This is a genomic window from Jiangella alba (assembly GCF_900106035.1).
In the GTDB taxonomy this organism is placed as follows: domain Bacteria; phylum Actinomycetota; class Actinomycetes; order Jiangellales; family Jiangellaceae; genus Jiangella; species Jiangella alba.
In genome coordinates this window covers 849,662-872,188 of the sequence record NZ_FNUC01000004.1, presented here as the reverse complement: position 1 = coordinate 872,188, position 22,527 = coordinate 849,662, and the positions used below count along the sequence as shown (strand labels likewise).

Sequence of the window (22,527 nt, the reverse complement as noted above, 5' to 3'; positions counted from 1 at the left end):
GCCGGTCGGCCGGGGCGTTCACTGCCGGCTCCTGAAATCGCGCACCACGTGGTCCAGGTCGTCGCCGGCAAGACGGACGGTGTCGCGGAGCCATTCGTCGACCAGCGGGTCGCGAACCGTGATGTGCTCGGCAAGGCGGCCACGTCCGAGAGAGAAGATCTGACAACGATTGCCGGTCCACTCCTCGACGCGCTGTCGAAGTTGGTCGACCTGCTCGAGCCAGGCCTCGCTGTCGTTCAGGTCAGGTTGTATGACGAGGATGTCGATGTCCGAGTCGGCGTCGCCGTCGCCTCGCGCGGTTGAGCCGAAGAGTGAGGCGTGCGAGGGCCGCGGTCGCCAGGTTTCGAATTCGGCGCGGAGTCGGGCGAGAAGAGTGCGCCGAAGAGAGGTCAGGATCTCGACCGCGGGCCACGCCAGGTGGTCGCGATTGGCCACGTAGAAGACAGCAGCAGCTCGTTCGTCAACATGAACGACGCCCTGTCGTACCAGGCGCGCGAGAGCCAGTCGGATCCCGTTCGGGGACCCGACCCCGGCCAGCTGCTGCACTTCGCGGCCCGTCAGCGGACGAGTCGTGCGCGCCAGTACTGACAGCACCGGTCCGTCGAGGGTGGAGATGACAGAGCGAATCGGAAGGGCCACGTCCATGAGGTCACCATTCTGAGCACGTGCGCAGTTTTATGCGCATGAGCTCAGAATGCTGCGCATCGTCGAGGGTCGCACGTCTGCGCATAGACCTCTTCGTCTGCGGCGACAACCTGCGCAAGGGCGCGGCGCTCAACACCGCGCAGATCGCCGAGCTGCTGGCGGCCGAGCTCACCACGGCCTGACGGCTCGCCCGTCAGGCCGCCGGCCGCACCGCCGCGAGCGTCGCCGGGCCGCCGTTCGTCCAGGTGCCGGTCAGGACGTGCTCGGCGGCCGGCTCGGCGCCGACCACCCGGACGACGACGAGGTCGAGGCCGCCGGTGCGCACGACGGTGGCCGGGCCGTCGTCGTGCGGGGTCAGCGGTGTGTCGGCGGGCAGTGCGAGCGAGGCGTCGGCCGCGCCGCCGGTGCCGGTGACCCGGGCCGACGGCTCGCGCGGGACCAGTTCGCCGTCGACGTCGACCTGTTCCTCGGCCTGCGGCGCGCCGGTCAGGACGGCGCGGGCCAGCGCCGCGACCCAGACCGGGTCGGCGCAGCCGTCGTAGACCCAGCGGGTGCCGAGGACGGAGTGCTCCATGGTGCCGAGGAACGCGTGCTCGGCGCCGGCCAGCGCGGCGCCGCGGTAGCTGAGCGGCACGTGCAGCACCGTGCCGCCGTCGGTGCGCAGCAGGTGCGCCTCGAGGCCGACCTCGCCGGCGGGGTCGTCGTACCGGTACGCGCCGGCCGCCTCGACGCCCGTGGCGCCGGCCGCCCACGGCCGGCCCGGCAGCCACGTCGCCAGCAGCTCCAGCTTGCTCGGCCGCAGCGTCGCGCGGTGGAGGAGCGCCATCGTCAGGCCAGCTTCGCCTTGACGGTGGCGGCGACCTTGCTGCCCTCGACCCGGCCCAGGACCTGCGGCTGCACCAGCTTCATCACCTTGCCCATGTCGCGCGGCGACTCGGCGCCGGTCTCGGCGATGGCGGCCGTGACGATGGCGTCGAGCTCGTCGTCGGTGAGCGGCTGCGGCAGGTACTCGGCGATGACGACGGCCTCGGCCTCCTCGTTCGCGGCGCTGTCGTCGCGGCCGCCGGTGCGGAACGCTTCGGCCGCCTCGCGCCGCCGCTTGACCTCACGGGTCAACAGGGCCGTGACCTCGTCGTCCGTGAGCTCGCGGGCGGCCGAGCCGGCCACCTCCTCGGTGCCGATGGCGGCGAGCACCATGCGGAGCGTGGCCTTGCGCACGTTGTCCTTGGCGCGCATCGCCGCGGTGAGGTCGGTACGGAGTCGGTCCTTGAGGGCTGCCATGCGCCTAGTCTGCCTCAGCCCCCGTGCGACGGCGGCAGGCCCGGCGCCGAGCACGGTGCGGGCGTCGGCTCGGGCTCGGGCAGCGCGGTGGACGGCGGCTCGGTGAGCGCCCGCGGCCGCAGGGCCATGGCCGCGACGGCGCCGACGGCGAGCAGCGCGGCGCAGACGCCCATGGCGATGCGGTAGGCGTCGGTGAGCAGCTCCGGGTCCTCGTAGGCGGCGCCGGACAGTCCGGCGATGGCGGGCAGCGCGGCGACGGCGAGCAGGCCGGCCGCGCGGGCGACCCCGTTGTTGACGCCGCTGGCAACGCCGGCCAGATGCTGCGGCGCCGACGCCATGACCGTCGCCGTCAGCGTCGGCACCAGCGTCGTGAGGCCGATGCCGAGCAGCGTGACGCCCGGCAGCACGTCGGTGACGTAGCTGTCGCCGGCGTCGACCGTCACCAGCAGCACCACCCCGGCGGCGCCGGCCAGCGAGCCGACGACCAACGGCGGGCGGACGCCGAAGCGCTTCGCGAGGTCGGCGGACCTGCCGGAGAACACCAGCATGAGGATGGTGGTCGGGATGGTCGCGATGCCCGCCTCGAGCGGCGACCAGCCCAGCGTCACCTGCAGTTGGATGACGATGAAGAACATGACGCCCGACAGCCCGGCATAGACGGCGAACGTCATGAGGTTGATGCCGCTGAACGTGCGGTCGGAGAACAGCGTCAACGGGACCATCGGGTGTGTGGCCGTGCGCTCGCGGTAGAGGAACCCCGCCGCCGCCGCGACGGACAGCACGGCCATGCCGACGTTGAGCGCGGAGGCGCCGTCCTCGGGCCAGCTGATCAGTGCGTACGTACTGGCTCCGAGCGCGATGGCGCCGAGCGCCGCGCCCGCGACGTCGAACTTGCCACTGGCCTGTTCGTCGCGGCTCTCCGGGGCGCTGACGACGACCAGCCACACCGTGACGACGGCCAGCGGGACGTTGATGGCGAACACCCAGCGCCAGTCGTACTCCAGCAGCCAGCCGCCGAGCAGCGGGCCGAGCACGCCGGAGACGCCGGTGAGGCCCGCCCACGCGCCGATGGCCCGCGGCCGGTCGTCGGGGTGCATGGCCGTCTGCAGGATGGCCAGCGCGCCGGGCGTCAGCAGCGCGCCGCCGATGCCCTGCAGCGCCCGCGCCGCGATGAGCACCTCGACGGTCGGCGCCAGCGCGCACAGCACCGACGCCGCCGTGAACCACACGACGCCGACGAGATAGACGCGCCGCCGGCCGAGGCGGTCGCCCAGCGAGCCGCCGAGCAGGATCAGCGCGGCCAGCGTCAACGTGTACGCGTTGACCGTCCACTGCAGCGCCGCGAGGGTCGCGTCGAGCTCGCGGCCGATGGTCGGCAACGCGACGTTGACCACCGTGCTGTCGAGGAACGCCATGCCGGAACCGAGGGCCGTCGCGGCGAGCAGCGCGCGACCGCGCGGAGTGGCGAGGCGTACACCGTCAGTCATGGTGAAGGAGCGTACCCGCGGGGTCCGACTGTGGGACTCTGGACACATGGTCGTGAAACGGGTGGCGCTCGGGTTGGCGGCGACGGCCGCCGCCGGGCTCGTCTACTCGGCCGGGTACGAGGTGCGGTCCTATCGGCTGCGTCGCTTCGACGTCCCCGTCCTGGCGCCGGGCAGCCGCCCGTTGCGGGTGCTGCACGTGTCCGACCTCCACCTCACCCCCGGTCACCGCGGCCGGGCGGCCTGGGTGCGCAGGCTCGCGGCGCTCGAGCCGGACCTCGTCGTCAACACCGGCGACAACCTCTCGCACCGCGACGCCATCCCGACTGTGCTCGACGCGCTCGGGCCGCTGCTCGACCTGCCCGGCGTGTTCGTCTTCGGCTCCAACGACTACTTCGCGCCGCGGCCCAAGAACCCGGCGCGGTACCTGCTGCCGCTCGAGCGCATCCGCCGCCAGAACGCCCGCGACCACGCCGACGCCGTCGACCTGCCGTGGAAGGAACTGCGCGACGAGCTCAGCTCGGCCGGCTGGCTCGACCTCACCAACACCTTCGGCTCCCTCACCGTCGACGGCCGCCGGCTCGCCTTCGCCGGCGTCGACGACCCCCACCTGAACCGCGACCGCCTCGGCGACGTCGCCGGGCCCGCCGCCGACGCCGACCTGGCGATCGGGGTGGCGCACGCGCCGTACCAGCGGGTCCTCGACGCCTTCCATCGCGACGGGTACCAACTGCTGCTCGCCGGCCACACCCACGGCGGCCAGCTGTGCGTCCCCGGCTACGGCGCGCTGGTCACCAACTGCGACCTCGACACCGCCCGCGTCAAGGGCGTCTCCCGGCACCCCCGGGTCGGCGGCGCCGGCGCCGCCTGGATGCACGTCTCGGCCGGCCTCGGCACGTCGCCGTACGCGCGGGTCCGGTTCGCCTGCCCGCCCGAGGCGACGCTGCTGACCCTGACCGGCGAGCGCTGACCGACCGAAGGGTGAACCGGATTTCGATCCTGCGCCCGGCTCGGATATGCTGACTCAGCACTTCGGGGTGTGGCGCAGCTTGGTAGCGCGCTTCGTTCGGGACGAAGAGGTCGCAGGTTCAAATCCTGTCACCCCGACACAGGTCAGAGGCATGTCGATCACCTTTCGATGGTGATCGGATCATGATCCACGGGAATCCTTTGGGACGATCTTGCTCACCAGTGTGGACGTGGTGAGCCACGTGGACGCTGCCGTTCGTGATGAAGCGGCTGCGGAACCCCCGCGCCCTCACCTGTTAGAACGTCGGTGACGTCTCTCCGGCCACGCCGGCGCGTACGGCTGGGAGGACGTCGTGGGCCAGCCGGCGGGCCTGGTCGGCCGGGTCGGGACCGTTGAGGGCGAAGCTCAGCGTGGTGAAGCCCAGCTCGACGAAGCCGGTGAGCCGTTTGGCGACCTCCGCAGCAGAGCCGGCGATCACGCCTGGTTCCGTGCTGGCAGGCTCGCCGACGTGGACCTCCAGGTGGTACGCGCACGTGACGGCGTTCGGGTCACGGCCCGCCAGCACGGCCGCACGGCGGACCCGCGCCCGCATTGCTGCGGCCTGCTCGGGCGGGGCAAAGCCGTGCGACGGGATCCAGCCGTCGGCCAGCCGCCCGGTGACGGTCAGTGCCTGGTCGCCGAACGTGCCGAGCCAGATGGGGATGGGCGACTCTGGCCGGGGCGCGATGTTCGCTCGTTCGGTGTGGTGGAGCCGCCCTTCGTAGCTGAAGTCCGGTTCCGACCACAGGCCGCGGATGATGTCGATGGCCTCGACCAGCCCGCGGACCTTCTCTCCCGGTGATGGCACCCGCAGACCGAATGCGCGGAATTCATCGTCGGAGTAGCCACCGCCCAGCCCGAGGATCAGCCGTCCGCCGGAGAGCCGGTGGAACGTCTCGGCCATCTTGGCCACCAGTGCGGGAGACCGGTAGGGCACGCCGAGCACCCGGGTGGCGATCCGGATTCGCGAGGTCGCGGCGGCGATCCATGACAGCATCGTCCACGCCTCGTAGTTCGGCGCCACCCCGCACGGATGGTCGGAGACCGAGACGAAGTCGAAGCCGAGGCTTTCGGCCAGGACGCCGTCGCGGACCGGGTCCGCACCCGGCTGGGCCGAGGGCGACACGGCGAGCCCGAACTGCAGTTCCATCATGATCCTTCGAGTGATCGGTGCCGAACGGTGTGCACCGTGAGGCGGGGGAGGAGGACGTGGATGACCGGGCCGATGCTGACGGCGTACAGGACCGTCCCGACGCCGACGGTGCCGCCGAGCAGGCAGCCCGCGGCCAGCACCGCCACCTCGATCGACGTGCGCACGACCCGGATCGAACGTCCGCGCCCGGCCAGCCCGGTCATCAGCCCGTCACGCGGCCCGGGACCGAGCCCGGCGCCGACGTACAACGCCGTCGCCAGCCCGTTGCCGACGATGCCGACGGCCAGGAAGGCAGTCCGGGCGGCGAGGTGCTCAGGCTCGGGCAGCAGCGCCACCGCAGCGTCCGCGGTCAATCCGACGACGACGACATTGCTGACCGTTCCGATGCCCGGCCGCACGCGCAGCGGGATCCACAGCAGCAACACGACGGCGCTCACGCCGACGACGACCCAGCCGAAGCGCAGCCCGGACCGCTCGGCCAGACCCTGGTGGAAGACGTCCCACGGGCTCAGGCCGAGGCCGGCCTCGAGCATCAGCGCGATGCTGACGCCGAACAGGACCAGACCGACGTAGAGATTGACCCAGCGCGTGTGCACGCCTCCAGGATGAGGCGCCATCATCATGTAGCGGTAGTTCATATTTCTGCTCTTGGGCGTAAGCTGAACTGATGCTCGACCTCCATCGGCTCCGGCTGCTGCGGGAGCTGGCCTATCGCGACACCATCGCCGCGGTGGCCCAGGCGCTCGCCTACACGCCGTCGGCCGTGTCGCAGCAGCTGGCCGTCCTGGAACGCGAGGCCGGCGTGCCGCTGTTGGAACGGACCGGCCGGCGGGTGCGGCTGACCCCGATCGCCCGCCGGCTGGTGACGCACACCGAGGCGATCCTGGGCCAGCTCGAGCGCGCGGAGTCCTCGATCGCCGCGTCGAAGGCGCAGCTGACCGACGTGCTGCGGATCGGCGCGTTCCCATCCGCCGCTCGCGCGATCCTGCCGCCGGCGCTGGCCGTGCTCGGCCGGGACCATCCCGGTCTGGAGTTCACCGTCGTCGAAGCCGATCCGGTCGATGCCGCCGACCTGACCCGGACCGGCGAACTGGACGTCGCTCTGACGCACGACTACGACCACGTGCCGCAGCCGGAGCATCCCGCATTGACCTCGACGGTCGTGCTGACCGAGCCGCTGTTCCTTGCCTCGACCCGCCCGTCCGACCCGGCCGGGCATCCGCTCGCGTCCTTCCGCGGCGCCGCCTGGGTGCTGGGCAGCCCGGGCACGCTGTGCCGGCTCGCAGCCGAGCGGATCTGCCAGGCGGCCGGGTTCGAGCCCCGGGTGCGGCACCAGATCGACGACTTCCCCACCGCGCTCGCGCTTGTCGCCGCCGGCCACGGGGTGGCCATCGTGCCCGGACTGGCCACCGCCGATCCGCCGGCCGGCCTGACGTTCACGCAGCTGCCCGAGCACCGCCGGGTCGCGCTCACGCACCGCCGCGGCGGCGAACTGCGCCCGGCACTGGCCGCCTTGCGCGCCGCGGTCACCCAGGCCGTTGCGGACCTCCCCTGACGTTGTCCAGGTGTCCGGCCGTGAGCGATGGCGTTCGACAACTCCGCGTCGCCGGAAGGGTGGTGGACGGGGAGTACCGGTCGCAGAATGGGGAATTGGCGACGATGTGCTGACGGGCTGATCGAGATCTCAGGTCATGCCGGTCGGCGACGGGGGGTCGCTCGGCGATACCGGAGGTGACCGGTGACCACGTTTCTGGAGCGCACCGCCGCCGCACGCGACGGGGTTGTCAGGCCCAGGCGGAAAGGCAACGTGGTGGTGCGGTGGATGACGTCCACCGACCACAAGATCATCGGGTACATGTACCTGATCGCGTCGTTCGGGTTCTTCCTGTTCGCCGGGGTGCTGGCGCTGCTCATCCGCGCGGAGTTGTTCTCGCCCGGGCGTCAGGTGGTCAGCGACGAGATGTACAACCAGCTGTTCACCATGCACGGCACGCTCATGCTGTTGCTGTTCGCGACCCCGTTGTTCATCGGGTTCGGCAACATCATCGTGCCGTTGCAGATGGGGGCGCCCGACGTCGCGTTCCCGCGGCTGAACATGTTCAGCTTCTACCTGTTCGTGTTCGGCGGGCTGATCGTCTGCGCCGGGTTCATCACGCCGGGCGGTGCGGCCGACTTCGGCTGGTTCGCCTACGCGCCGTTGCACAACACCGTCTACAGCCCGAGTATCGGCGGCGATCTGTGGGTCGCCGGCCTGGCGATGAGCGGTTTCGGCACCATCTTCGGCGCCGTCAACTTCATCACCACCATCGTGTGCTTGCGCGCGCCGGGCATGACGATGTTCCGGATGCCGATCTTCACGTGGAACATCCTGGTGACGTCCATCATGGTGCTGATCGCGTTCCCGCTGCTCGCGGCCGCGCTGTTCGCGATGCTCGCCGACAGGACGCTGGATACCCACATCTACGACCCGACGGTGGGCGGCGCGGTGCTGTGGCAGCACCTGTTCTGGTTCTTCGGCCATCCCGAGGTCTACATCATCGCGTTGCCGTTCTTCGGCATCATCACCGAGGTCATACCGGTCTTCAGCCGAAAACCCTTGTTCGGTTACAAGGGCCTGGTGTTCGCCACGCTGTTCATCGCCATGCTGTCGGTGTCGGTGTGGGCGCACCACATGTACGTCACGGGGGCGGTCAATCTGCCCTTCTTCGCGGCGATGACCATGCTCATCGCCATCCCGACCGGGCTGAAGTTCTTCGCCTGGATCGGCACCATGTGGCGCGGGTCCATCACGTTCGAGACGCCCATGCTGTTCGCGCTCGGGTTCCTCGTGACGTTCCTGTTCGGTGGGATGACCGGTGTCATCCTGGCGTCGCCGCCGCTGGACTTCCAGGTGTCCGACACCTATTTCGTGGTGGCGCACTTCCATTACGTGGTGTTCGGCACCGTCGTGTTCGCGATGTTCTCCGGGTTCTATTTCTGGTGGCCCAAGTTCACCGGACGCATGCTGAACGAACGTCTCGGCAAGATCCATTTCTGGCTGCTGTTCATCGGCTTCCACGGCACCTTCATGGTGCAGCACTGGCTCGGCGTCGAGGGCTTCCCGCGTCGGTATTCCGACTACGCGCCCGAGGACGGCTTCACCTTCCTCAACCAGTTCTCGTCGGTGTTCGCGTTCGTCCTGGCCGCGTCGACCCTGCCGTTCCTGTGGAACGTCTGGCAGAGCCGACTCGCGCCGAAGGTCGAGGTCGACGATCCGTGGGGGTTCGGCAACTCGCTGGAGTGGGCCACCTCCTGCCCGCCGCCCCGGCACAACTTCACCTCGCTGCCGCGGGTGCGCAGCGAGCGGCCGGCGTTCGACCTCAAGTTCCCCGAGGCCGCCGGGCTGGCGGAGCGGGAGCCCACGCGTGCGGGGCCACTCACCCAGACACTCGGCCCACCCGACGTCGCGGGGCCCGACGGGGAGAACCCTGACACGGCCTGAGGACGTCCGCGCTTCGCGGCTGGCTGACGTCGGGTTTCGTTGCTATGGTCGAAACATGATCCACACGTGGGCGTCGGCGCAGAAGGCTTCGGCCGAGCCCGCCCACGTGCCGTCGGGAGCCGCGCTGCTGGCGCTCGAGCTGGCCCAGTCGGCTCGCGGCATGCGCGGCCTCGACGTCCTGCGTCGCAGCGTCGACCGCGCTCCGCCGCCGTAGTCCTGCCCCGTAACCGTGCCGCCCTGGTGAAGGCGCACGGTGGCCGTGCGCGCCCCGGTGGCGCGCCGTGACAGAAGCCGAGGACAGGACATGAACACCCACACCCAAGAATCCCCTGCCGACGTTCGGCACAGCATCGACATGGTGTTGAAGGACGCCGAGGCCAGCCGGCAACGTCAGCTCGACGACCTGCCGCCGCCGCGCGACGGAGATCCGACCCCGGCCTCGGCGCACCGGCAGACGGTCGCACGGATCCTGGCCGAGATCCGGGCCGCCCGGCGACGGCTGGCGGACGGCACGTTCGGTCTGTGTGAACGCTGTCGGAAACGCATTCCGGCGGAACGCCTCGAACTGCGTCCCTGGACGAGTGTCTGCGTCCGCTGCGCCGGCGTGTAGCCCCGCCTTTTTGCGGCCTTTTTCTCTGAGCAGAATGGAAATGGCCTTTTCTCGACACGTGGGCTATGGTCGGGATGAACCCGCCAACCGACGAGGGGAAGCGAGTGGAAATGGCTGGGAAAACGCCACGCGGAGCCAACACCAAAAAGCCCGCGAAACTGACGCTGAAAGAAAAGCGAGCGGCCAAGCGCGAAAAGAGCGAAGGCACGCCGTTCATCAAGCCGCGGAAAGGCGCGACGGGCTGATTCCTCTGGTGGCAGCCGCGCCGAGTACTCACCCAGGCCGGGGCCGCGACGGTCTCCTGTTGCCCATTTGGGTAGCCGTCGCCGGCCTCGGCCGCCCGCCGAGTTTTCACAACGATGGGTTGTGTAAACTCGGCGGCATGACAGCTGAGCACGGCGTCGCGAGCACCACGCTGGCGTTGGCCGGCGTGGCCGACGAGCAACTGGCCGCGGCTCGCGCGGCGACGAGCGGCCGGAGCGCGCGCACCATCCACGGAGGTCACGGACACGTCCTGCGTCAGACCGTGCTGGCGCTGCTCGCCGGCCGGGCCCTCGACGAGCACGAGAGTCCGGGCGAGGCGACTCTGCAGGTGCTGGTCGGACGGGTCCGGCTGGCCGCGGGCGACCGGTCCGCGGAGGCGAGCGCGGGTGACCACCTGATCATCCCGCCCGAGCGGCACAGCCTGGCCGCGGCCGAGGATTCCGTCGTCCTGCTGACGGTCGTGACGGCCCCGGCCCGGACGGTCCCATGACCACGAGCGTGCGGATCGGCCGGGTCTACGACGAACCGGACGGGCGGGGCCGGCGGGTCCTCGTCGACCGGCTGTGGCCGCGCGGCGTGCGGCGCGACGACCCCAGGATCGACCGCTGGATCCCCGAGGTCGCGCCGTCGACGCAGCTGCGGCGCTGGTACGACCACCGGCCCGAGCGGTACGACGAGTTCGCGCACCGCTACGAGCTCGAACTGGCCGACGGCAGTGGCGCAGCCGCGCTCGCCGAGGTGGCGGCGTTCGTGGCGGCGGGCCCGACGACGCTGGTGACGGCCACGCGCGAGGTACAGCTCAGTCATCTGACGGTGTTGGCCCGGCTGCTGGCAGAAGCCCCGTGAGCTCGGCCCACGACCCGCCGCAGGGGCGTCGCCTCGACGTGCTGCGGGTGGTGAAGGAGGCGGACGCGCCGTTGGGCATCGCCTCCATCGCCGACCGGCTGGGCGTGCACCCGAACACCGTCCGCTTCCACCTGAACACGCTCACCGCGAGCGGTCAGGTCGAGCTGGTGCGACCCGAACGACACTCACCCGGCCGGCCGCCGCTGCTCTACCGCGCCGTGCGGGCGATGGACCCGACCGGCCCCAGGCACTACCGGCTGCTCGCCGAGATCCTGGCGCAGCAGCTGCTGGCGACACCGGACGCCCGCTCGCGTGCGGCCGAGGCGGGCCGAGTGTGGGGAGAACACCTCGCCATGAGCGAAGCAGCGGAGCCGGCGGCGCCCGTCGACCGGCTGGTCGAGCTGCTCGACGGTCTGGGCTTCGCACCGGAGCGCCGCATCGCCGACGGGCAGGAGCAGATCGGCTTGCGGCACTGCCCGTTCCTCGAACTCGCCGAGACCGGCGCCGACGTGGTCTGCCCGGTGCACCTCGGTCTCATGCGCGGCGCGCTCGCCGCCTGGGACGCGGGCACGACGGTCGAGCGCCTGGACCCGTTCGTCGAACCGGACCTGTGCGTCGCCCAGCTCGGACCGGGGCCATGGCGACGACCGCCGCCGTGACGTTCGTGTGGCTGGGCACGGTGGTCTCGGCCTGACGGGCTCAGCCCCAGGTCAGCAGCCGGTAGTGCAAACCGTTCGACGACTCGTGCCAGGGGCCGACGGAGTCGGGCGGGCGGCCGACGTCCGGGGCGAGGGTGTCGCCGTCGAAGGACTCGCGCAGCTCGGTGACCACGACGCGGTCCGCCAGCGGCAGCGCCGCCCGGTACACCGCCTCGCCGCCCATCACCCACACGTCCCCGGTCGCCGCGGCGAGTGCCGCCGACAGGTCGGTGAAGGTCTCGACGCCCTCCTGCGGCGTGCGCGACAGCACGAGGTTGCGCCGGCCCGGCAGCGGACGGAACCGGGGCGGCAGCGACTCCCAGGTGCGGCGGCCCATCAGCACGGTCGCGCCCGCGGTCAGGGTGCGGAAGTGCTTCATGTCCTCCGGCAGGTGCCACGGCAGCGTGCCGTCGCGGCCGATGACGCCGTTGGCGGACTGCGCCCAGACGAGCCCGATCACACCGCCACCGGCGCCTTGATGCCGGGGTGCGGGTCGTAGCCGTCGAGCGTGAAGTGTTCGTAGGTGTAGTCGAACAGGCTGTCCGCCGGCTTCAGACCCAGGGTCGGGAACGGCCGCGCCTCGCGGGCCAGCTGGGTGCGGACCTGCTCTTCGTGGTTGTCGTAGATGTGGCAGTCGCCGCCGGTCCAGATGAAGTCGCCGACGCCGAGGCCCACCTGGGCGGCGATCATGTGCGTCAGCAGCGCGTAGCTGGCGATGTTGAACGGCACGCCGAGGAAGAGGTCGGCACTGCGCTGGTACAGCTGGCAGGAGAGTTTGCCGTCGGCGACGTGGAACTGGAAGAGCGCGTGGCACGGCGGCAGCGCCATGCGCGGGATGTCGGCGACGTTCCAGGCGGACACGATGATGCGCCGCGAATCGGGGTTCTCGCGCAGCGTGCGCAGCACCTCGCTGATCTGGTCGACGTGCCCGCCGCCGGGCGTCGGCCACGAGCGCCACTGCACGCCGTAGACCGGGCCGAGGTCGCCGTCGGGCGCGGCCCACTCGTCCCAGATGGTGACGCCGTTGTCGCGCAGCCAGGTGACGTTGGAGTCGCCGCGCAGGAACCACAGCAGCTCGTACGCGATGGAGCGGAAGTGCACCTTCTTCGTGGTGACGAGCGGGAAGCCGTCGGCCAGTGGGTAGCGCAGCTGATGCCCGAAGACCGACCGCGTGCCCGTGCCCGTGCGGTCGCCCTTGCGGGCGCCGGTGTCGAGCACGTGGCGGAGCAGGTCTTCGTACTGCGTGTCCGGCATACCTCGAGCCTAGACGAGGCACCGGCGTTTTCCGGGACGACGGACGCCCGCGCGCGGCTACGGTGGGTATCGGGGTCATCGTGGTCACTGAGCGTGTCGTCGGCACGGCTGAGGTGACGCCGCGGCCGGCGCGCGAGGGAGCCGGCGCCGGGCGTCCGGCCGGCCCCGCCGTCGCGCTCGCCGGCCTGCTCACGCTCGCCCTGCACCTGCTCTACGTGACCGGCCCGCTGCTGTCCGACGAGGGCGGGCTGGCGATGGTGGCGCGCTGGTGGGGCAGCGGCGGCGAGTACCTGTACGGCCCGCAGTGGGTCGACCGCCCGCCGGGGCTGATCGCCACGTTCTGGGTCGCGAACCTGCTCGGCCCGTACGGGGTGCGCATCGTCGCGGGTCTGCTGGCGGCGGCCTTCGTCCTGGCGGCGGGCTGGGCCGGGTGGGCCGCCCGCGGCGCGCGTGCCGCCACGTGGTCGGCGTGGGCGGCGTTCTTCCTGATGAACAGCCCGCTGACGCAGACGTTCGCGCTGAACGGCGAGCTGGTGGCGGCGACGTGGACGATGGCCGGCGTCGCCGCGGGGATCCACGCGGTCCGCGGACGGGTGTCGTACCGGTCCGCGGTGGCGCTGGGCGCGCTGGCCGGGACCGCCGCCGCGGCGGCCATGCTGGCGAAGCAGAACTTCGCGGACGCGGCCGTCTTCCTGCTGGTGCTCGGGCTCGCGGAGGGCCTGACGGGGCGCGTGCGGCGCCGCCGGCTGCTGGCCGTCGCGGGCGCCGCGGGGGCCGGGTTCGCGCTGCCGGTGGCGGCCGCCGCCGGGTGGGCGTACACGCACACCGGGCTCGGCGACCTCGTCTACGCCATGTACGGCTTCCGGGTGGACGCGTCGATGGTGATCGCGCGGTCGGCGTACGCCGGGCCGGACAGCCGCCTGCGCGAGCTGCTGGGCATCGCGCTGCTCAGCGGCATCGTGACGCTCGCGATCGCCGTTGTCGTCGCGGGCCGACGGCAGGTCCGGCGGTGCTCGCCGCTGTTCCTGGCGTGCGCGGCCGCCGGGCTCGTCGAGGTCGCGGGCGTGGCGCTCGGCGGGAACTACTCGCCGCACTACCTCATCGGCCTCGCCCCCATGCTGGCGCTGGCGGCCGGGGTGCTCGCGGTGCAGCCGGGCCGCGGCCGATGGCTGGTGCGGCTGTTCGTCGTCGTTCCCGTCGTCGCGACCCTGATCGTTTCGCCCGCGGCCGCCGTCCAGGTGACCAGGGAGAACACCGTGCAGGCCACCGGTGAGTGGCTGGAGCGGGCCGCGGAGCGCGGCGACTCCGTGGCGGTGCTCTACACCCATGCGAACGTCGTGAACGCGTCGGGCCTTCGCCCCGCCTACCCGTACGCGTGGAGCCTCCCGGTCCGGACCCTCGACCCGCAGCTCACCCTGCTCGCCGCGACGCTGACCGATCCGCGTCGCGCCCCGACCTGGGTCGTCGGGTGGGACGCGCTGCGGACGTGGGACCTGGACGCCCACCGCGTCGCGCGGGCGCTCGCCACGGACTACGTCAGGTTCGCGACCGTCTGCGACCACCCGGTCTGGCTGCGCCGCGGCCTCGACCGGACGGAACCGCCGGATCCCTGCGCGGGGACGGGGATCCAGGAGTCGAGCATCGAGTCGGCCGGCCGGCCGGCCATGCCGGGTAGCCTGCCCGTATGGACGTCGTCTCCCGGCGCGAGGAGTCGGAGCTCGGCGCGTGGACGCAGCTCACCTGCCGGCCCAGCGCGCTCGCCGGGCTGGTCGAGTCCATCTGGCTGTTCGACGGGCGCCTCAGCCGGCGCGAGCGCTACTACCCGACGGGCGAGCTCGACCTGATCGTGCGGCTGGACGAGCCGTCGGCACCGTTCCGCGTCGTTGAGGGACAGCCCGCGGCCGCGTGTCCGCCGGTGTCGCTCACCGGGCTCCTGGTCGCGCCGCTGGTGATCGAGACCCCCGCCACGAGGTCGCGCCTGCTCGGCGTGCGGCTGCGTCCCGCGGGCGCGCTCGCCCTCTTCGGCCTGCCGCAGCAGGAGCTGACCGGCGCCGCCGTCGACCTGCACGACGTCATCGGCGGCGGGGAGACGCGCCGGCTCACCGAGCGCCTGGCCGCGGCCGGGTCCGACGAGGCGCGCCTGCGCCTCGTGCAGCGCTGGATCGTCGACCGGCTCGGCGACGGCCCGCGCACCGACCCGAGCGTGGCCTACGCCGTCGCCGAGATCGAGCGCACCGGCGGCACCACGCCCATCGCCGGCCTCATCGACCGCGTCGGCGCCTCCCCGAAGCGGTTCGCCACCGCGTTCGAGCACCAAGTGGGCGTGAAACCCAAGCTCTTCTCCCGGATCGTCCGGTTCCGCCGGCTGGCGGCCGCGCTTCCCGGCACCGAGGAAAGCCTGAGCCAGACGGCGCTCGCGTACGGCTACTACGACCACTCGCACATGAACGCCGACTTCCGCGAGTTCGCGGGCGTATCGCCGCGCAGCTTCCTGGCCGCCACCCCGTTTCCGGAGTCGTCGAGCCTGACCGACTGAGCGGCGGACTTTTCTCCAAGACACCGTCCACCGGCGTCCCTACCGTGGAGCGCGTGGAAATCCGCGGCGATTTCGACGTCCCGGTGGCCGGTGCGGAGGCGGCGTATCTGCTGCACACGCCCACGCGGCGAGAGGCGGCGGACTGGGTGCGCAGGGACCCGCTGGTCCGGCACGGACACTACGTGCCGGACATCGTCGAATGGCGCCTGGTGGGTATCAACACCGGCGCCGTCGATCCGGCGCTGAAACCTCCGGACGACCTGACCACCAGCACGACAGAAACCTGAAGGAGCACCATTCTCATGTCCGAAACCAACCTGCTCAACGTCGTCGGCGTGTTGCCGGTCACCGATCACCCGGCGGCCGTCGCCTGGTACCGGAAGTGGATCGGGCGCGGCCCCGACGTCGAGCCCATGGACGGCGTCGCCGAGTGGCAGCTGGCCGCGAACGCGTGGATCCAGGTGTCCGTCGACCCCGGCGCGTCCGGGCGCACGACCGTCGTCGTCGGCGTCGCGGACCTCGACGTGCAGCGGGAGGCCTGTGCGGCCGCGGGCGTCGCCGTGGGCGAGGTGGCCGACTACGGAGTCGTGAAGTCGGCCGAGGCGGTCGACCCGGCCGGGAACACCGTCGTCTTCGTCCAGGACCTGACCCAGGCGTAGCCACCGGCCGCCCCCTGAAATCCGCCGCACCCCATCGGCCGGTTCGCTGTCAGACTGGGGTGAGGGTCCGTGCGCGGGCCCGGGGGGCCGAGATGACCGGAACGAGCGGCACGAGGGTCGTCATCGCCGACGACGACGTCCTCCTGCGCGAGGGTCTGGCCAGCCTGTTCGACCGGTCCGGGTTCGTGGTCGTCGGTCAGGCGGGCGATGCGCCGGAACTGATGGAGCTGGTGGCGGCCACCGGGCCCGACCTCGTCGTCGTCGACATCAGGATGCCGCCCGATCACGGGACCGAGGGGCTGGAAGCGGCGCACGCGATCCGGCGCGACCACCCGGCGACGGCGATCCTGGTGCTGTCCGCGCACGTCGAGGTGGAGCACGCGATGCAGCTGCTGTCCAGCGGCGAGGGCATCGGCTACCTGCTGAAGAGCCGGGTGACGGACGTCGCCGAGTTCGTCGACACGGTGGAGCGGGTGGCCAGGGGCGCGAGCGTCGTCGACCCGGCGCTGGTGCAGGAACTGGTCGGCGCGAACCGGCGGCACGATCCGCTGGCCGTGCTGACGGAGCGCGAGCGGGAGGTGCTGGCGCTGGTCGCCGAGGGACGCTCGAACGCCGGCGTGGCGCGCCGGCTCTGGGTGACCGAGGGCACCATCGAGAAGCACGTGCGCAGCATCCTCACCAAGCTCGACCTGCCCGAGGGCGACGACGATCACCGGCGGGTGCTGGCGGTGCTCACCTTTCTGGAGCAGCGGTAGCGTCGTCGGCCGCGACGGCGATGCGCGCGGCCAGCAGCCGCCCGGTCTCCTCGACGACCGCCGGCACGGCTTCGAGTGGCACGTTGAGCATCGACAGCAGGTCGCGGGTCGACAGGTCCTCACGGTGGGCCAGCATGGTTCGGCTCCTTTCACCCCCGTCTCGCCAGCATCGCGCCGTGCCGGCGGCCGTGTCGTCAGGGCCAGCGGGTGCCTCGTCTACCGGCTAGCAGGAAGCCCGGAACTCCTGCTGGCCGCGATGTGCGGCCCGCTGCCCAGGACGAGGCTCGATGCAAGCGTTCCGTTCGAGTGTGAGGAGGTCCCGATGAGCCGCGTTGCCCACGCTTTCCATGGCCCGGTGACGGCCGTCGCGCCCCATGCCCGTCCGGATCGACCCCTGGATGTCGTGATGCCCGGCCGGAAGCCGGATTCCCCCGACGCTGACCCCTGGCGCCACGACCCCGCAGCCGGCCACCCCCGCGCCGGCTCACCCACGGCCGGCGCCCCCCTCAAAGCCGGCCCGCTCGCCGCCGTCCCCACGGCCGACCCACGCTTGTCGGCGACCGTGCACGGCGAACACCACACCGGTCTGCTGCGGGTTCGGCTGACCGGGGACGGCGGCGAGGTGGGGGAATACGACCTGGACGTCGAGCAGGCGCTGCACCTCGCGCAGCGGCTGCGCGACGCTGCCGCGGCCATGCGGGAGTTCCATTCGGAGCGGACCTTCGGCCCTGGCCGGGTTTCCCGTTAGCAGCAATGCCGGACTGATGCTCTGGTGCAATGCTGGTGCGGTGGTACGGCGCTGTGTCATCGTTGATGACAACGAGAGATTCCTGGCCGTGGCGCGTTCCAGCCTCGAACGCGGCGGCCTGGAGGTGGTGGGGACAGCGACCACGACGACACAGGCACTCGAACTCATCGGCGCCCTGCGACCGGACGTCGTGCTGGTCGACATCGCCCTCGGCACCGAGAGCGGCTTCGACCTCGTCCACCGCATCGTCGCCGCCGACCCGTTCGCCCGCCCGCACGTGGTCCTGATCTCGACCCGCCGCGAGGACGACGTCGCGGAGCTGGTGTCGGCCAGCCCGGCGACGGGATTCGTCTGGAAGGCCGATCTCTCGGCGAGAGCCGTGCGAGATGTGGTGGCGTCAGGGGAGCAGTGAGACGTCAGGGCCGCTGACCGACTCGCCGCTGCGGCGGTGGGTGGGTGGGGCGATCATCGGCGTCGGCCTCGTCGGGCTGGTCACCGCCCTGGTCGCGTTCCTGAACCTGCACCTGCCGCCGCGCGCGCTGCTGATCCTGTACCTGCTGGCCGTCGTGCCGGTGGCGCTCTGGTGGGGTGTGGGCCCCGCGGCGCTGGTGTCGGCGTTGAGTGTCATCACGTTCGTGCTGCTCATCGCGCCGCCGCAGAGCGAAGGGACGGCCGTGGTGGCGTTCGCGGTCTTCGTGGCGACGGCGGCGGTGGTGGCCGCGCTGGCGGCGGGGCTGCGCCAGAGCGTGCGGCGGTCGCAGGAGCTGGCGGCCGAGCAGTCGGCGTTGCGGCGGGTCGCGACGCTGGCGGCGAAAGGGGTGCCCTCCACGGAGTTGTTCGAGGCCGTGACGCGCGAGATCGGCGAGCTCTGCGGGGCCGACCTCACCCGGCTGGGGCGCTACGAGGACGGCGGGACGGTGATCCGGGTGGCCGCGTGGACCCGGTTGCCGGCGCGGTTGCCGGTCGGCGAGCGGGTCCCGGTCGACGAGACGCGCGTCGCCCGGGACGTGCTGCGGACCGGCGCGCCCGTCCGCGTCTCCGGAGCGGCGGTGACCAACGGCGCCGGCGGTCCGCTGGCCCGCGAGCTGGGGATCCGCTCGTCCATCGGCTGCCCGGTCGTCACCGGCGGGGAGCTGTGGGGCGTCGTCGTCGTGTCGGCGCGGCAGCCGCGCGCGTTCCCGCCGGAGACCGAGGAACGGATCCTGCACTTCACCGAGTTGCTGGCCACGGCCGTCACGAACGCCGAGTCCAGCGCGGCGTTGCTGCGCAATGCGGACGAGCAGGCCGCGCTGCGCCGGGTGGCGACGCTGGCGGCCCGCGGCGGCGCCGACCCGAGCCCGGTGGTCCGGGCCGTCGTCGACCGGGTCTGCGAACTGCTGGGCGCGGATTGCGCGTCGGTGCTGCGGTTCGAGAGCGACGGGACGGCGACGTACCTCGCGGCGCGTGGCTGGCGCGATGAGCTTCGCCGCGGGCCGGGCGCGCGCTGGCGGCCGGAGACGCCGTCGGTGATCGAGCGGGTGCTGCGCACCGGGCGGTCCGCCCGCATCGACTACGCCGAGACCGGCGAGCAGCCGCCCAGCCTGTCCGGCGAGGACATCACGTCGACGGTGGCCAGCCCGATCGTCGTGGAGTCGAGACTGTGGGGCAGCATCGGCGTGGCGTCGCGGACCGGCCTGCTGCCACCGGACACCGAGGACCGGCTGGTCGCGTTCACCGAGATCGTCGCGACCGCGATCGCCAACACCGAGAGCCGGGCGCAGCTGGCCGCCTCGCGCGCCCGGGTGATCGCCGCGGGCGACGCGACCCGCCGTCGGCTGGAGCGCGACCTGCACGACGGCGCGCAGCAGCGGCTCGTCTCGCTGGCGCTGGAGCTGCGCAACGTCCAGGCGGAGGTCCCGGCCGAGCTGACCGGCCTGGGCGCGGCGCTCGGCCGGCTCGCCGAGGACGTCACCGCGGTGCTGGACGAGCTGCGCGAGCTGTCGCGCGGCATCCACCCGGCGATCCTCTCCGAGGGCGGGCTCGGTCCCGCGCTGCGCACGCTGGCCCGCCGCTCGCCGGTCCCGGTGGACCTGACGTTGCGGCTGGAGCGCCGTTACGGCGACGCGGTCGAGGTCGCGGCGTACTACGTGGCCTCGGAGGCGCTCACCAACACCGTCAAGCACGCCGACGCGACGCACGTCGAGCTGGCCGTCGAGGAGCGCGACGGCGAGCTGTGGCTGCTGGTCGGCGACGACGGCCGCGGCGGCGCGGTCCTGACCGGCGGCACCGGGCTGACCGGCCTGTACGACCGGGTCGAGGCGCTCGGCGGCAGCATCGTGGTGAGCAGCCCGGCCGGCGAGGGCACCCGGCTCGAGGTGGCGCTGCCGCTGACGCCGGGGTGACGTGGTCGTCGTTACGCTGGCCGGGTGACGACGCAGGGGACGCGGCCGGCCGCGCGCGGCATCGGGCTCGGGCTGGCGGCGCTGGGGCGGCCCGGCTACCTCACGCTCGGCCACGGCGGCGACATCCGCGACGGCGCGTCGGTCGACGACCTGCGGGCGCGCACCCACGCGGTGCTCGACGCGGCGTGGGCCGCGGGGGTGCGCTACGTCGACGCGGCGCGGTCGTACGGCCTGGCGGAGCGGTTCCTCGGCGAGTGGCTGGCGGCGCATCCGGGCCGCCGCGACGAGCTGACCGTCGGCTCGAAGTGGGGCTACACGTACACCGCCGGGTGGCGCGTCGACGCCGATGTGCACGAGGTCAAGGACCACTCGCTCGAGACGTTCCGGCGGCAGTGGCAGGAGACACTCGCCGCGCTCGGCGGGCCGCCCGACGTGTACCTCGTGCACAGCCTGACCTCGGACAGCCCGGCCCTCGGCGACGACCGGCTGCTGGCCGCGCTGGCGGAGCTCGCGCACGACGGCGTCGCGACCGGGTTCTCGGCCAGCGGCCCGGACCAGGGCGCCGTCATCGAGCGGGCGCTGGACCTGACGGCGGACGGCCGGGCGCCGTTCCGCGCGGTCCAGGCCACGTGGAACCTGCTGGAGCCGTCGGCCGGGCCGGCGCTGGCCCGGGTCCACGACGCCGGCTGGTACGTCGTCGTCAAGGAGGCGGTGGCGAACGGGCGGCTCACCGATCGCGGCGACGTCGCGAGCGTTCGCGCCGCGGCGCACGCGGCTGGGACGAGCCCCGACGCGCTGGCACTGGCCGCCGTGCTCGCGCAGCCGTTCACCGACGTCGCGCTGAGCGGCGCCACCACCGTCGAGCAGCTGCGGAGCAATCTCGCCGGCGCCACGGCGGCGGACTTCCCGGACGTCGCCGAGGACCCGAAGGCCTACTGGGCCGGCCGCTCCGCGCTCACCTGGACCTGAGCTCGTCGTGCAGGCCGCGGGCGACGCGGCCCATCGCGATCTCGGCGGCCGGCTGGGCCGCCGCCGCGACCCGCGACCGCGTCAGCGCGACGACGACGTACCGGCCGCCGTCGGCGTGCTCGACGACGCCGGCCTCGTGCCGCAGGTTGAGCAGCGTCCCGGTCTTGGACGACCACGCCGAGGCGTCGCTGACGAACTCCGGCGCCAGCCGGTTGCGGTGCACGTTCGCCGCCAGCAACTGCCGGAGCCGCGCCGCCACGCCGGGGTCGATCGCGGCGCCGGTCCACACCGCGGCCAGCAGCGCGGCCAGCGACCGCGCGGTCGCGGTGTTGGCCCGCGCGACGTCCAGCTCGGCGATCGGGCTGCCGCCGCCGGGCGCGGTCGTGCCGATGGCGAGGTCGTGCCGCAAACCGCCGTCCAGCGTCTCGGCCGGCGTCGCCATGAGCACGTCCATGCGGTGCCGCAGCGAGAAGCCGTCGATGCCGAGGTCGCGCAGGACCGCGGCCACCTGCGCCGGCGGAGTGAGGTCGAACAGCGCGTCGGTGGCGGCGCTGTCGCTCAGCGACGTACTCAGGTAGACGAGGTCGTCGACGGCGACGCGGGCCGGGTGCTGGAACCGGGTGATGCCGGTCGGGCCGGGGGTGTCGACGCGGCCGGGCGCGACCTCGACCGGCGCCGCGCCGTCCAGTTCGCCGCGCCTGACGCGGTCCAGCGTCGCGAGCGCCAGCGGCAGCTTGACCAGCGACGCGATCGGCAGCTCGACGTCGGCGTCGAGGGCCAGCTCGGCGCCGTCGTCGAGGTCGCGGACGAGGAACGAGCCGGCCAGCCCGGCGTCGTCGAGGTGGTCGCGCCACTCGTGCAGGGCGGTCATGACGCCTCCAGGCAGCGGGCCAGCAGCGGCCCGAGCGTCGTCGTGAGGCGGTCGGCATCGAGCACCGAGGCGGCGGTGACGGCGTACCCGCGGACCAGCGGCGCGTCGCCGAGCGGCCGCCACGTCAGCCCGCAACCGGCCGCCTCGCGCGGTGTGCACAGCAGGGCGTCGTCGGTGCGGATGACCTCGGCCACCGCCCCGGCCAGCGACGACACCCGCAGCTGGGACGGGCGCAGCCCACCGGCGACGGCGAGCCGGGCCAGCGTGTCGCCGACGTGCGGCACGTCGTCCTCGGGCCGCAGCCAGATGCGGCGGTCGGGCACACCGGCGTCGCGGGCGGGCCGCAGCGAGGCGAGGAACATCCGCCGGGCGCCGGACGGCCGCAGTGTCGCGAGGCCGAGCGGCACCGTCCACCGCGCCTCGGCCTCGGGCACCGGCAGGACGGCCGCGCGGACGGCGCGGTCGCGGACCAGTTCGCGCCGGCGGTCGGGCTCGGCGGGCTCGACGACCAGAGCGACCCCAGCGTCGCGGGCGTCGGCGACGAGGTCGACCAGCGCGGTGAGCGGGAGGTCGACGGGCAGCGCGAGGCCGACCGGCGCGGAGCCGGCCCGGGCGGCGCCCGCGCGCAGGTCGTCGGCGGCGTCGAGGACGCGGCGCGCGGCGGGCAGCATGGTGCGGCCGAAGTCGGTGAGTGCGGCCCGGCGGGTCGTGCGGTCGAAGACGACGCCGCCGAGATGCTGCTCGAGCGCGGCGACCCGGCGGCTGGCGACCGGCTGCGGGATGCCGATGGCGGCCGCGCCCTGGGTGAAGCTGCCGCGCTCGCTCACCGCGACGAACGCGGCGCAGGCGGCGACGAGGTCCATGACCGCACCGTACTATGCCG

Annotated in this window: 30 protein-coding genes and 1 tRNA gene; 20 read left to right on the top strand and 11 right to left on the bottom strand. The window is 72.7% G+C overall.

Translation table 11 applies throughout. The annotated features are described in order from the left end of the window. Nucleotides 1-18: 18 nt before the first annotated feature. Nucleotides 19-645 carry a nucleotidyltransferase family protein gene (locus BLV02_RS21850; protein ID WP_069110122.1) on the bottom strand — a complete coding sequence of 209 codons (627 nt, stop codon included), beginning with the start codon at nt 643-645 and terminating at the stop codon, nt 19-21. Between the two features lie 38 nt (nt 646-683). On the opposite strand from BLV02_RS21850, the gene BLV02_RS36650 reads away from it, so the two are divergent. Next, complete coding sequence (locus BLV02_RS36650; RefSeq protein ID WP_171906659.1) at nt 684-827, top strand: hypothetical protein; 144 nt, start codon at nt 684-686, stop codon at nt 825-827. An 11-nt stretch (nt 828-838) separates the two neighbouring features. Here BLV02_RS36650 and BLV02_RS21845 read toward each other — a convergent pair whose 3' ends face one another. Genes BLV02_RS21845 through BLV02_RS21835 form a run of 3 tightly spaced genes read right to left on the bottom strand, consistent with a single transcriptional unit; the run spans nt 839 to nt 3,413 of the window. Further along, nucleotides 839-1,471, bottom strand: a complete 633-nt coding sequence (locus tag BLV02_RS21845) for a CG0192-related protein (RefSeq protein WP_069110121.1) — start codon at nt 1,469-1,471, stop codon at nt 839-841. A gap of 2 nt (nt 1,472-1,473) precedes the next feature. Next, nucleotides 1,474-1,926: a GatB/YqeY domain-containing protein gene (locus tag BLV02_RS21840; RefSeq protein ID WP_069110120.1), complete on the bottom strand. Its 453-nt coding sequence runs from the start codon at nt 1,924-1,926 to the stop codon at nt 1,474-1,476. A gap of 14 nt (nt 1,927-1,940) precedes the next feature. Beyond that, nucleotides 1,941-3,413 (bottom strand): MFS transporter, encoded by a 1,473-nt coding sequence (locus BLV02_RS21835; protein WP_069110119.1) that lies wholly within the window; start codon nt 3,411-3,413, stop codon nt 1,941-1,943. 46 nt (nt 3,414-3,459) lie between these two features. Between BLV02_RS21835 and BLV02_RS21830 the strand changes: the two genes are divergently transcribed. Beyond that, nucleotides 3,460-4,380 (top strand): metallophosphoesterase, encoded by a 921-nt coding sequence (locus tag BLV02_RS21830; RefSeq protein WP_069110118.1) that lies wholly within the window; start codon nt 3,460-3,462, stop codon nt 4,378-4,380. 63 nt (nt 4,381-4,443) lie between these two features. Then, nucleotides 4,444-4,517 (top strand) — tRNA-Pro (locus BLV02_RS21825). A gap of 158 nt (nt 4,518-4,675) precedes the next feature. Here BLV02_RS21825 and BLV02_RS21820 read toward each other — a convergent pair. Then, the gene (locus tag BLV02_RS21820; protein ID WP_069110117.1) at nt 4,676-5,572 is read right to left on the bottom strand and encodes an LLM class flavin-dependent oxidoreductase; all 897 of its coding nucleotides are present in this window, start codon (nt 5,570-5,572) and stop codon (nt 4,676-4,678) included. Then, nucleotides 5,569-6,168: a membrane protein YczE gene (gene yczE / locus BLV02_RS21815; protein ID WP_216094063.1), complete on the bottom strand. Its 600-nt coding sequence runs from the start codon at nt 6,166-6,168 to the stop codon at nt 5,569-5,571. Before yczE ends, BLV02_RS21820 begins: the two co-directional genes overlap by 4 nt. Nucleotides 6,169-6,239: 71 nt before the next feature. Between yczE and BLV02_RS21810 the strand changes: the two genes are divergently transcribed. The 8 genes from BLV02_RS21810 (at nt 6,240) to BLV02_RS21780 (ending at nt 11,432) form a co-directional block, all read left to right on the top strand. After that, the gene (locus BLV02_RS21810; RefSeq protein ID WP_069110116.1) at nt 6,240-7,127 is read left to right on the top strand and encodes a LysR family transcriptional regulator; all 888 of its coding nucleotides are present in this window, start codon (nt 6,240-6,242) and stop codon (nt 7,125-7,127) included. 267 nt (nt 7,128-7,394) lie between these two features. Beyond that, nucleotides 7,395-9,053 carry an aa3-type cytochrome oxidase subunit I gene (ctaD, locus tag BLV02_RS21805; protein WP_083288381.1) on the top strand — a complete coding sequence of 553 codons (1,659 nt, stop codon included), beginning with the start codon at nt 7,395-7,397 and terminating at the stop codon, nt 9,051-9,053. Between the two features lie 55 nt (nt 9,054-9,108). After that, nucleotides 9,109-9,267 (top strand): hypothetical protein, encoded by a 159-nt coding sequence (locus tag BLV02_RS36645; RefSeq protein ID WP_171906680.1) that lies wholly within the window; start codon nt 9,109-9,111, stop codon nt 9,265-9,267. Nucleotides 9,268-9,357: 90 nt separating this feature from the next. Then, a complete protein-coding gene (locus BLV02_RS21800) occupies nt 9,358-9,663 on the top strand; it encodes a TraR/DksA C4-type zinc finger protein (RefSeq protein WP_083288380.1) in 306 nt (101 codons plus the stop codon). Nucleotides 9,664-9,737: 74 nt separating this feature from the next. After that, entirely contained in the window at nt 9,738-9,908 is a 171-nt protein-coding gene (locus BLV02_RS36640) for a hypothetical protein (protein ID WP_176986531.1), read from the top strand. A 137-nt stretch (nt 9,909-10,045) separates the two neighbouring features. After that, a complete protein-coding gene (locus BLV02_RS21790) occupies nt 10,046-10,417 on the top strand; it encodes a cupin domain-containing protein (protein ID WP_069110113.1) in 372 nt (123 codons plus the stop codon). Then, the gene (locus BLV02_RS21785; protein ID WP_069110112.1) at nt 10,414-10,773 is read left to right on the top strand and encodes a DUF488 domain-containing protein; all 360 of its coding nucleotides are present in this window, start codon (nt 10,414-10,416) and stop codon (nt 10,771-10,773) included. The genes BLV02_RS21790 and BLV02_RS21785 overlap by 4 nt, the downstream gene beginning before the upstream one ends. Then, nucleotides 10,770-11,432, top strand: a complete 663-nt coding sequence (locus BLV02_RS21780) for a helix-turn-helix transcriptional regulator (RefSeq protein WP_069110111.1) — start codon at nt 10,770-10,772, stop codon at nt 11,430-11,432. Before BLV02_RS21785 ends, BLV02_RS21780 begins: the two co-directional genes overlap by 4 nt. A gap of 40 nt (nt 11,433-11,472) precedes the next feature. Here BLV02_RS21780 and BLV02_RS21775 read toward each other — a convergent pair whose 3' ends face one another. Further along, nucleotides 11,473-11,931, bottom strand: a complete 459-nt coding sequence (locus tag BLV02_RS21775) for a dihydrofolate reductase (RefSeq protein WP_069110110.1) — start codon at nt 11,929-11,931, stop codon at nt 11,473-11,475. After that, the gene (locus BLV02_RS21770; RefSeq protein ID WP_069110109.1) at nt 11,928-12,725 is read right to left on the bottom strand and encodes a thymidylate synthase; all 798 of its coding nucleotides are present in this window, start codon (nt 12,723-12,725) and stop codon (nt 11,928-11,930) included. The genes BLV02_RS21775 and BLV02_RS21770 overlap by 4 nt, the downstream gene beginning before the upstream one ends. Before the next feature lie 80 nt (nt 12,726-12,805). Between BLV02_RS21770 and BLV02_RS37740 the strand changes: the two genes are divergently transcribed. From BLV02_RS37740 to BLV02_RS21750, 5 genes are all read left to right on the top strand, one after another. Next, nucleotides 12,806-14,569, top strand: a complete 1,764-nt coding sequence (locus tag BLV02_RS37740) for a hypothetical protein (RefSeq protein WP_245737778.1) — start codon at nt 12,806-12,808, stop codon at nt 14,567-14,569. Next, on the top strand, nt 14,491-15,261 hold the full coding sequence (locus BLV02_RS21765) for a helix-turn-helix domain-containing protein (RefSeq protein WP_342762402.1): 771 nt from the start codon (nt 14,491-14,493) through the stop codon (nt 15,259-15,261). The genes BLV02_RS37740 and BLV02_RS21765 overlap by 79 nt, the downstream gene beginning before the upstream one ends. A 53-nt stretch (nt 15,262-15,314) precedes the next feature. Further along, nucleotides 15,315-15,548, top strand: coding sequence for a hypothetical protein (locus tag BLV02_RS21760; protein ID WP_069110107.1), 234 nt, complete (start codon nt 15,315-15,317; stop codon nt 15,546-15,548). Between the two features lie 15 nt (nt 15,549-15,563). Next, a complete protein-coding gene (locus BLV02_RS21755) occupies nt 15,564-15,920 on the top strand; it encodes a VOC family protein (RefSeq protein ID WP_069110106.1) in 357 nt (118 codons plus the stop codon). A gap of 92 nt (nt 15,921-16,012) precedes the next feature. Then, nucleotides 16,013-16,675, top strand: coding sequence for a response regulator transcription factor (locus BLV02_RS21750; RefSeq protein WP_069110105.1), 663 nt, complete (start codon nt 16,013-16,015; stop codon nt 16,673-16,675). On the opposite strand, the gene BLV02_RS36635 is transcribed toward BLV02_RS21750, so the two are convergent. Further along, complete coding sequence (locus BLV02_RS36635) at nt 16,653-16,811, bottom strand: hypothetical protein (RefSeq protein ID WP_171906679.1); 159 nt, start codon at nt 16,809-16,811, stop codon at nt 16,653-16,655. The genes BLV02_RS21750 and BLV02_RS36635 overlap by 23 nt on opposite strands. 186 nt (nt 16,812-16,997) lie before the next feature. Between BLV02_RS36635 and BLV02_RS21745 the strand changes: the two genes are divergently transcribed. The 4 genes from BLV02_RS21745 to BLV02_RS21730 are packed head-to-tail and all read left to right on the top strand — an operon-like array spanning nt 16,998 to nt 20,773. Further along, on the top strand, nt 16,998-17,423 hold the full coding sequence (locus tag BLV02_RS21745) for a hypothetical protein (protein ID WP_141711439.1): 426 nt from the start codon (nt 16,998-17,000) through the stop codon (nt 17,421-17,423). 16 nt (nt 17,424-17,439) lie between these two features. Further along, entirely contained in the window at nt 17,440-17,835 is a 396-nt protein-coding gene (locus BLV02_RS21740; RefSeq protein ID WP_069110103.1) for a response regulator, read from the top strand. Nucleotides 17,836-17,875: 40 nt separating this feature from the next. Next, nucleotides 17,876-19,804 carry a GAF domain-containing protein gene (locus BLV02_RS21735; RefSeq protein ID WP_171906678.1) on the top strand — a complete coding sequence of 643 codons (1,929 nt, stop codon included), beginning with the start codon at nt 17,876-17,878 and terminating at the stop codon, nt 19,802-19,804. A gap of 24 nt (nt 19,805-19,828) precedes the next feature. Further along, complete coding sequence (locus BLV02_RS21730; protein WP_069110102.1) at nt 19,829-20,773, top strand: aldo/keto reductase; 945 nt, start codon at nt 19,829-19,831, stop codon at nt 20,771-20,773. Here BLV02_RS21730 and BLV02_RS21725 read toward each other — a convergent pair. Both BLV02_RS21725 and BLV02_RS21720 read right to left on the bottom strand, forming a co-directional pair. Continuing rightward, entirely contained in the window at nt 20,760-21,644 is an 885-nt protein-coding gene (locus BLV02_RS21725) for a serine hydrolase (RefSeq protein WP_069110101.1), read from the bottom strand. The genes BLV02_RS21730 and BLV02_RS21725 overlap by 14 nt on opposite strands. Further along, nucleotides 21,641-22,507, bottom strand: a complete 867-nt coding sequence (locus BLV02_RS21720) for a LysR family transcriptional regulator (RefSeq protein WP_069110100.1) — start codon at nt 22,505-22,507, stop codon at nt 21,641-21,643. Before BLV02_RS21720 ends, BLV02_RS21725 begins: the two co-directional genes overlap by 4 nt. Nucleotides 22,508-22,527: the final 20 nt, after the last annotated feature.

Coding starts and splice junctions, on each gene's coding strand:
- BLV02_RS21850 (WP_069110122.1), bottom strand. CDS start 645: ATGGACGTGGCCCTTCCGATTCGCTCTGTCATCTCCACCCTCGACGGA.
- BLV02_RS36650 (WP_171906659.1), top strand. CDS start 684: ATGAGCTCAGAATGCTGCGCATCGTCGAGGGTCGCACGTCTGCGCATA.
- BLV02_RS21845 (WP_069110121.1), bottom strand. CDS start 1,471: ATGGCGCTCCTCCACCGCGCGACGCTGCGGCCGAGCAAGCTGGAGCTG.
- BLV02_RS21840 (WP_069110120.1), bottom strand. CDS start 1,926: ATGGCAGCCCTCAAGGACCGACTCCGTACCGACCTCACCGCGGCGATG.
- BLV02_RS21835 (WP_069110119.1), bottom strand. CDS start 3,413: ATGACTGACGGTGTACGCCTCGCCACTCCGCGCGGTCGCGCGCTGCTC.
- BLV02_RS21830 (WP_069110118.1), top strand. CDS start 3,460: ATGGTCGTGAAACGGGTGGCGCTCGGGTTGGCGGCGACGGCCGCCGCC.
- BLV02_RS21820 (WP_069110117.1), bottom strand. CDS start 5,572: ATGATGGAACTGCAGTTCGGGCTCGCCGTGTCGCCCTCGGCCCAGCCG.
- BLV02_RS21810 (WP_069110116.1), top strand. CDS start 6,240: ATGCTCGACCTCCATCGGCTCCGGCTGCTGCGGGAGCTGGCCTATCGC.
- ctaD (WP_083288381.1), top strand. CDS start 7,395: ATGACGTCCACCGACCACAAGATCATCGGGTACATGTACCTGATCGCG.
- BLV02_RS36645 (WP_171906680.1), top strand. CDS start 9,109: ATGATCCACACGTGGGCGTCGGCGCAGAAGGCTTCGGCCGAGCCCGCC.
- BLV02_RS21800 (WP_083288380.1), top strand. CDS start 9,358: ATGAACACCCACACCCAAGAATCCCCTGCCGACGTTCGGCACAGCATC.
- BLV02_RS36640 (WP_176986531.1), top strand. CDS start 9,738: ATGAACCCGCCAACCGACGAGGGGAAGCGAGTGGAAATGGCTGGGAAA.
- BLV02_RS21790 (WP_069110113.1), top strand. CDS start 10,046: ATGACAGCTGAGCACGGCGTCGCGAGCACCACGCTGGCGTTGGCCGGC.
- BLV02_RS21785 (WP_069110112.1), top strand. CDS start 10,414: ATGACCACGAGCGTGCGGATCGGCCGGGTCTACGACGAACCGGACGGG.
- BLV02_RS21770 (WP_069110109.1), bottom strand. CDS start 12,725: ATGCCGGACACGCAGTACGAAGACCTGCTCCGCCACGTGCTCGACACC.
- BLV02_RS21755 (WP_069110106.1), top strand. CDS start 15,564: ATGTCCGAAACCAACCTGCTCAACGTCGTCGGCGTGTTGCCGGTCACC.
- BLV02_RS21750 (WP_069110105.1), top strand. CDS start 16,013: ATGACCGGAACGAGCGGCACGAGGGTCGTCATCGCCGACGACGACGTC.
- BLV02_RS36635 (WP_171906679.1), bottom strand. CDS start 16,811: ATGCTGGCCCACCGTGAGGACCTGTCGACCCGCGACCTGCTGTCGATG.
- BLV02_RS21745 (WP_141711439.1), top strand. CDS start 16,998: ATGAGCCGCGTTGCCCACGCTTTCCATGGCCCGGTGACGGCCGTCGCG.
- BLV02_RS21740 (WP_069110103.1), top strand. CDS start 17,440: ATGCTCTGGTGCAATGCTGGTGCGGTGGTACGGCGCTGTGTCATCGTT.
- BLV02_RS21725 (WP_069110101.1), bottom strand. CDS start 21,644: ATGACCGCCCTGCACGAGTGGCGCGACCACCTCGACGACGCCGGGCTG.
- BLV02_RS21720 (WP_069110100.1), bottom strand. CDS start 22,507: ATGGACCTCGTCGCCGCCTGCGCCGCGTTCGTCGCGGTGAGCGAGCGC.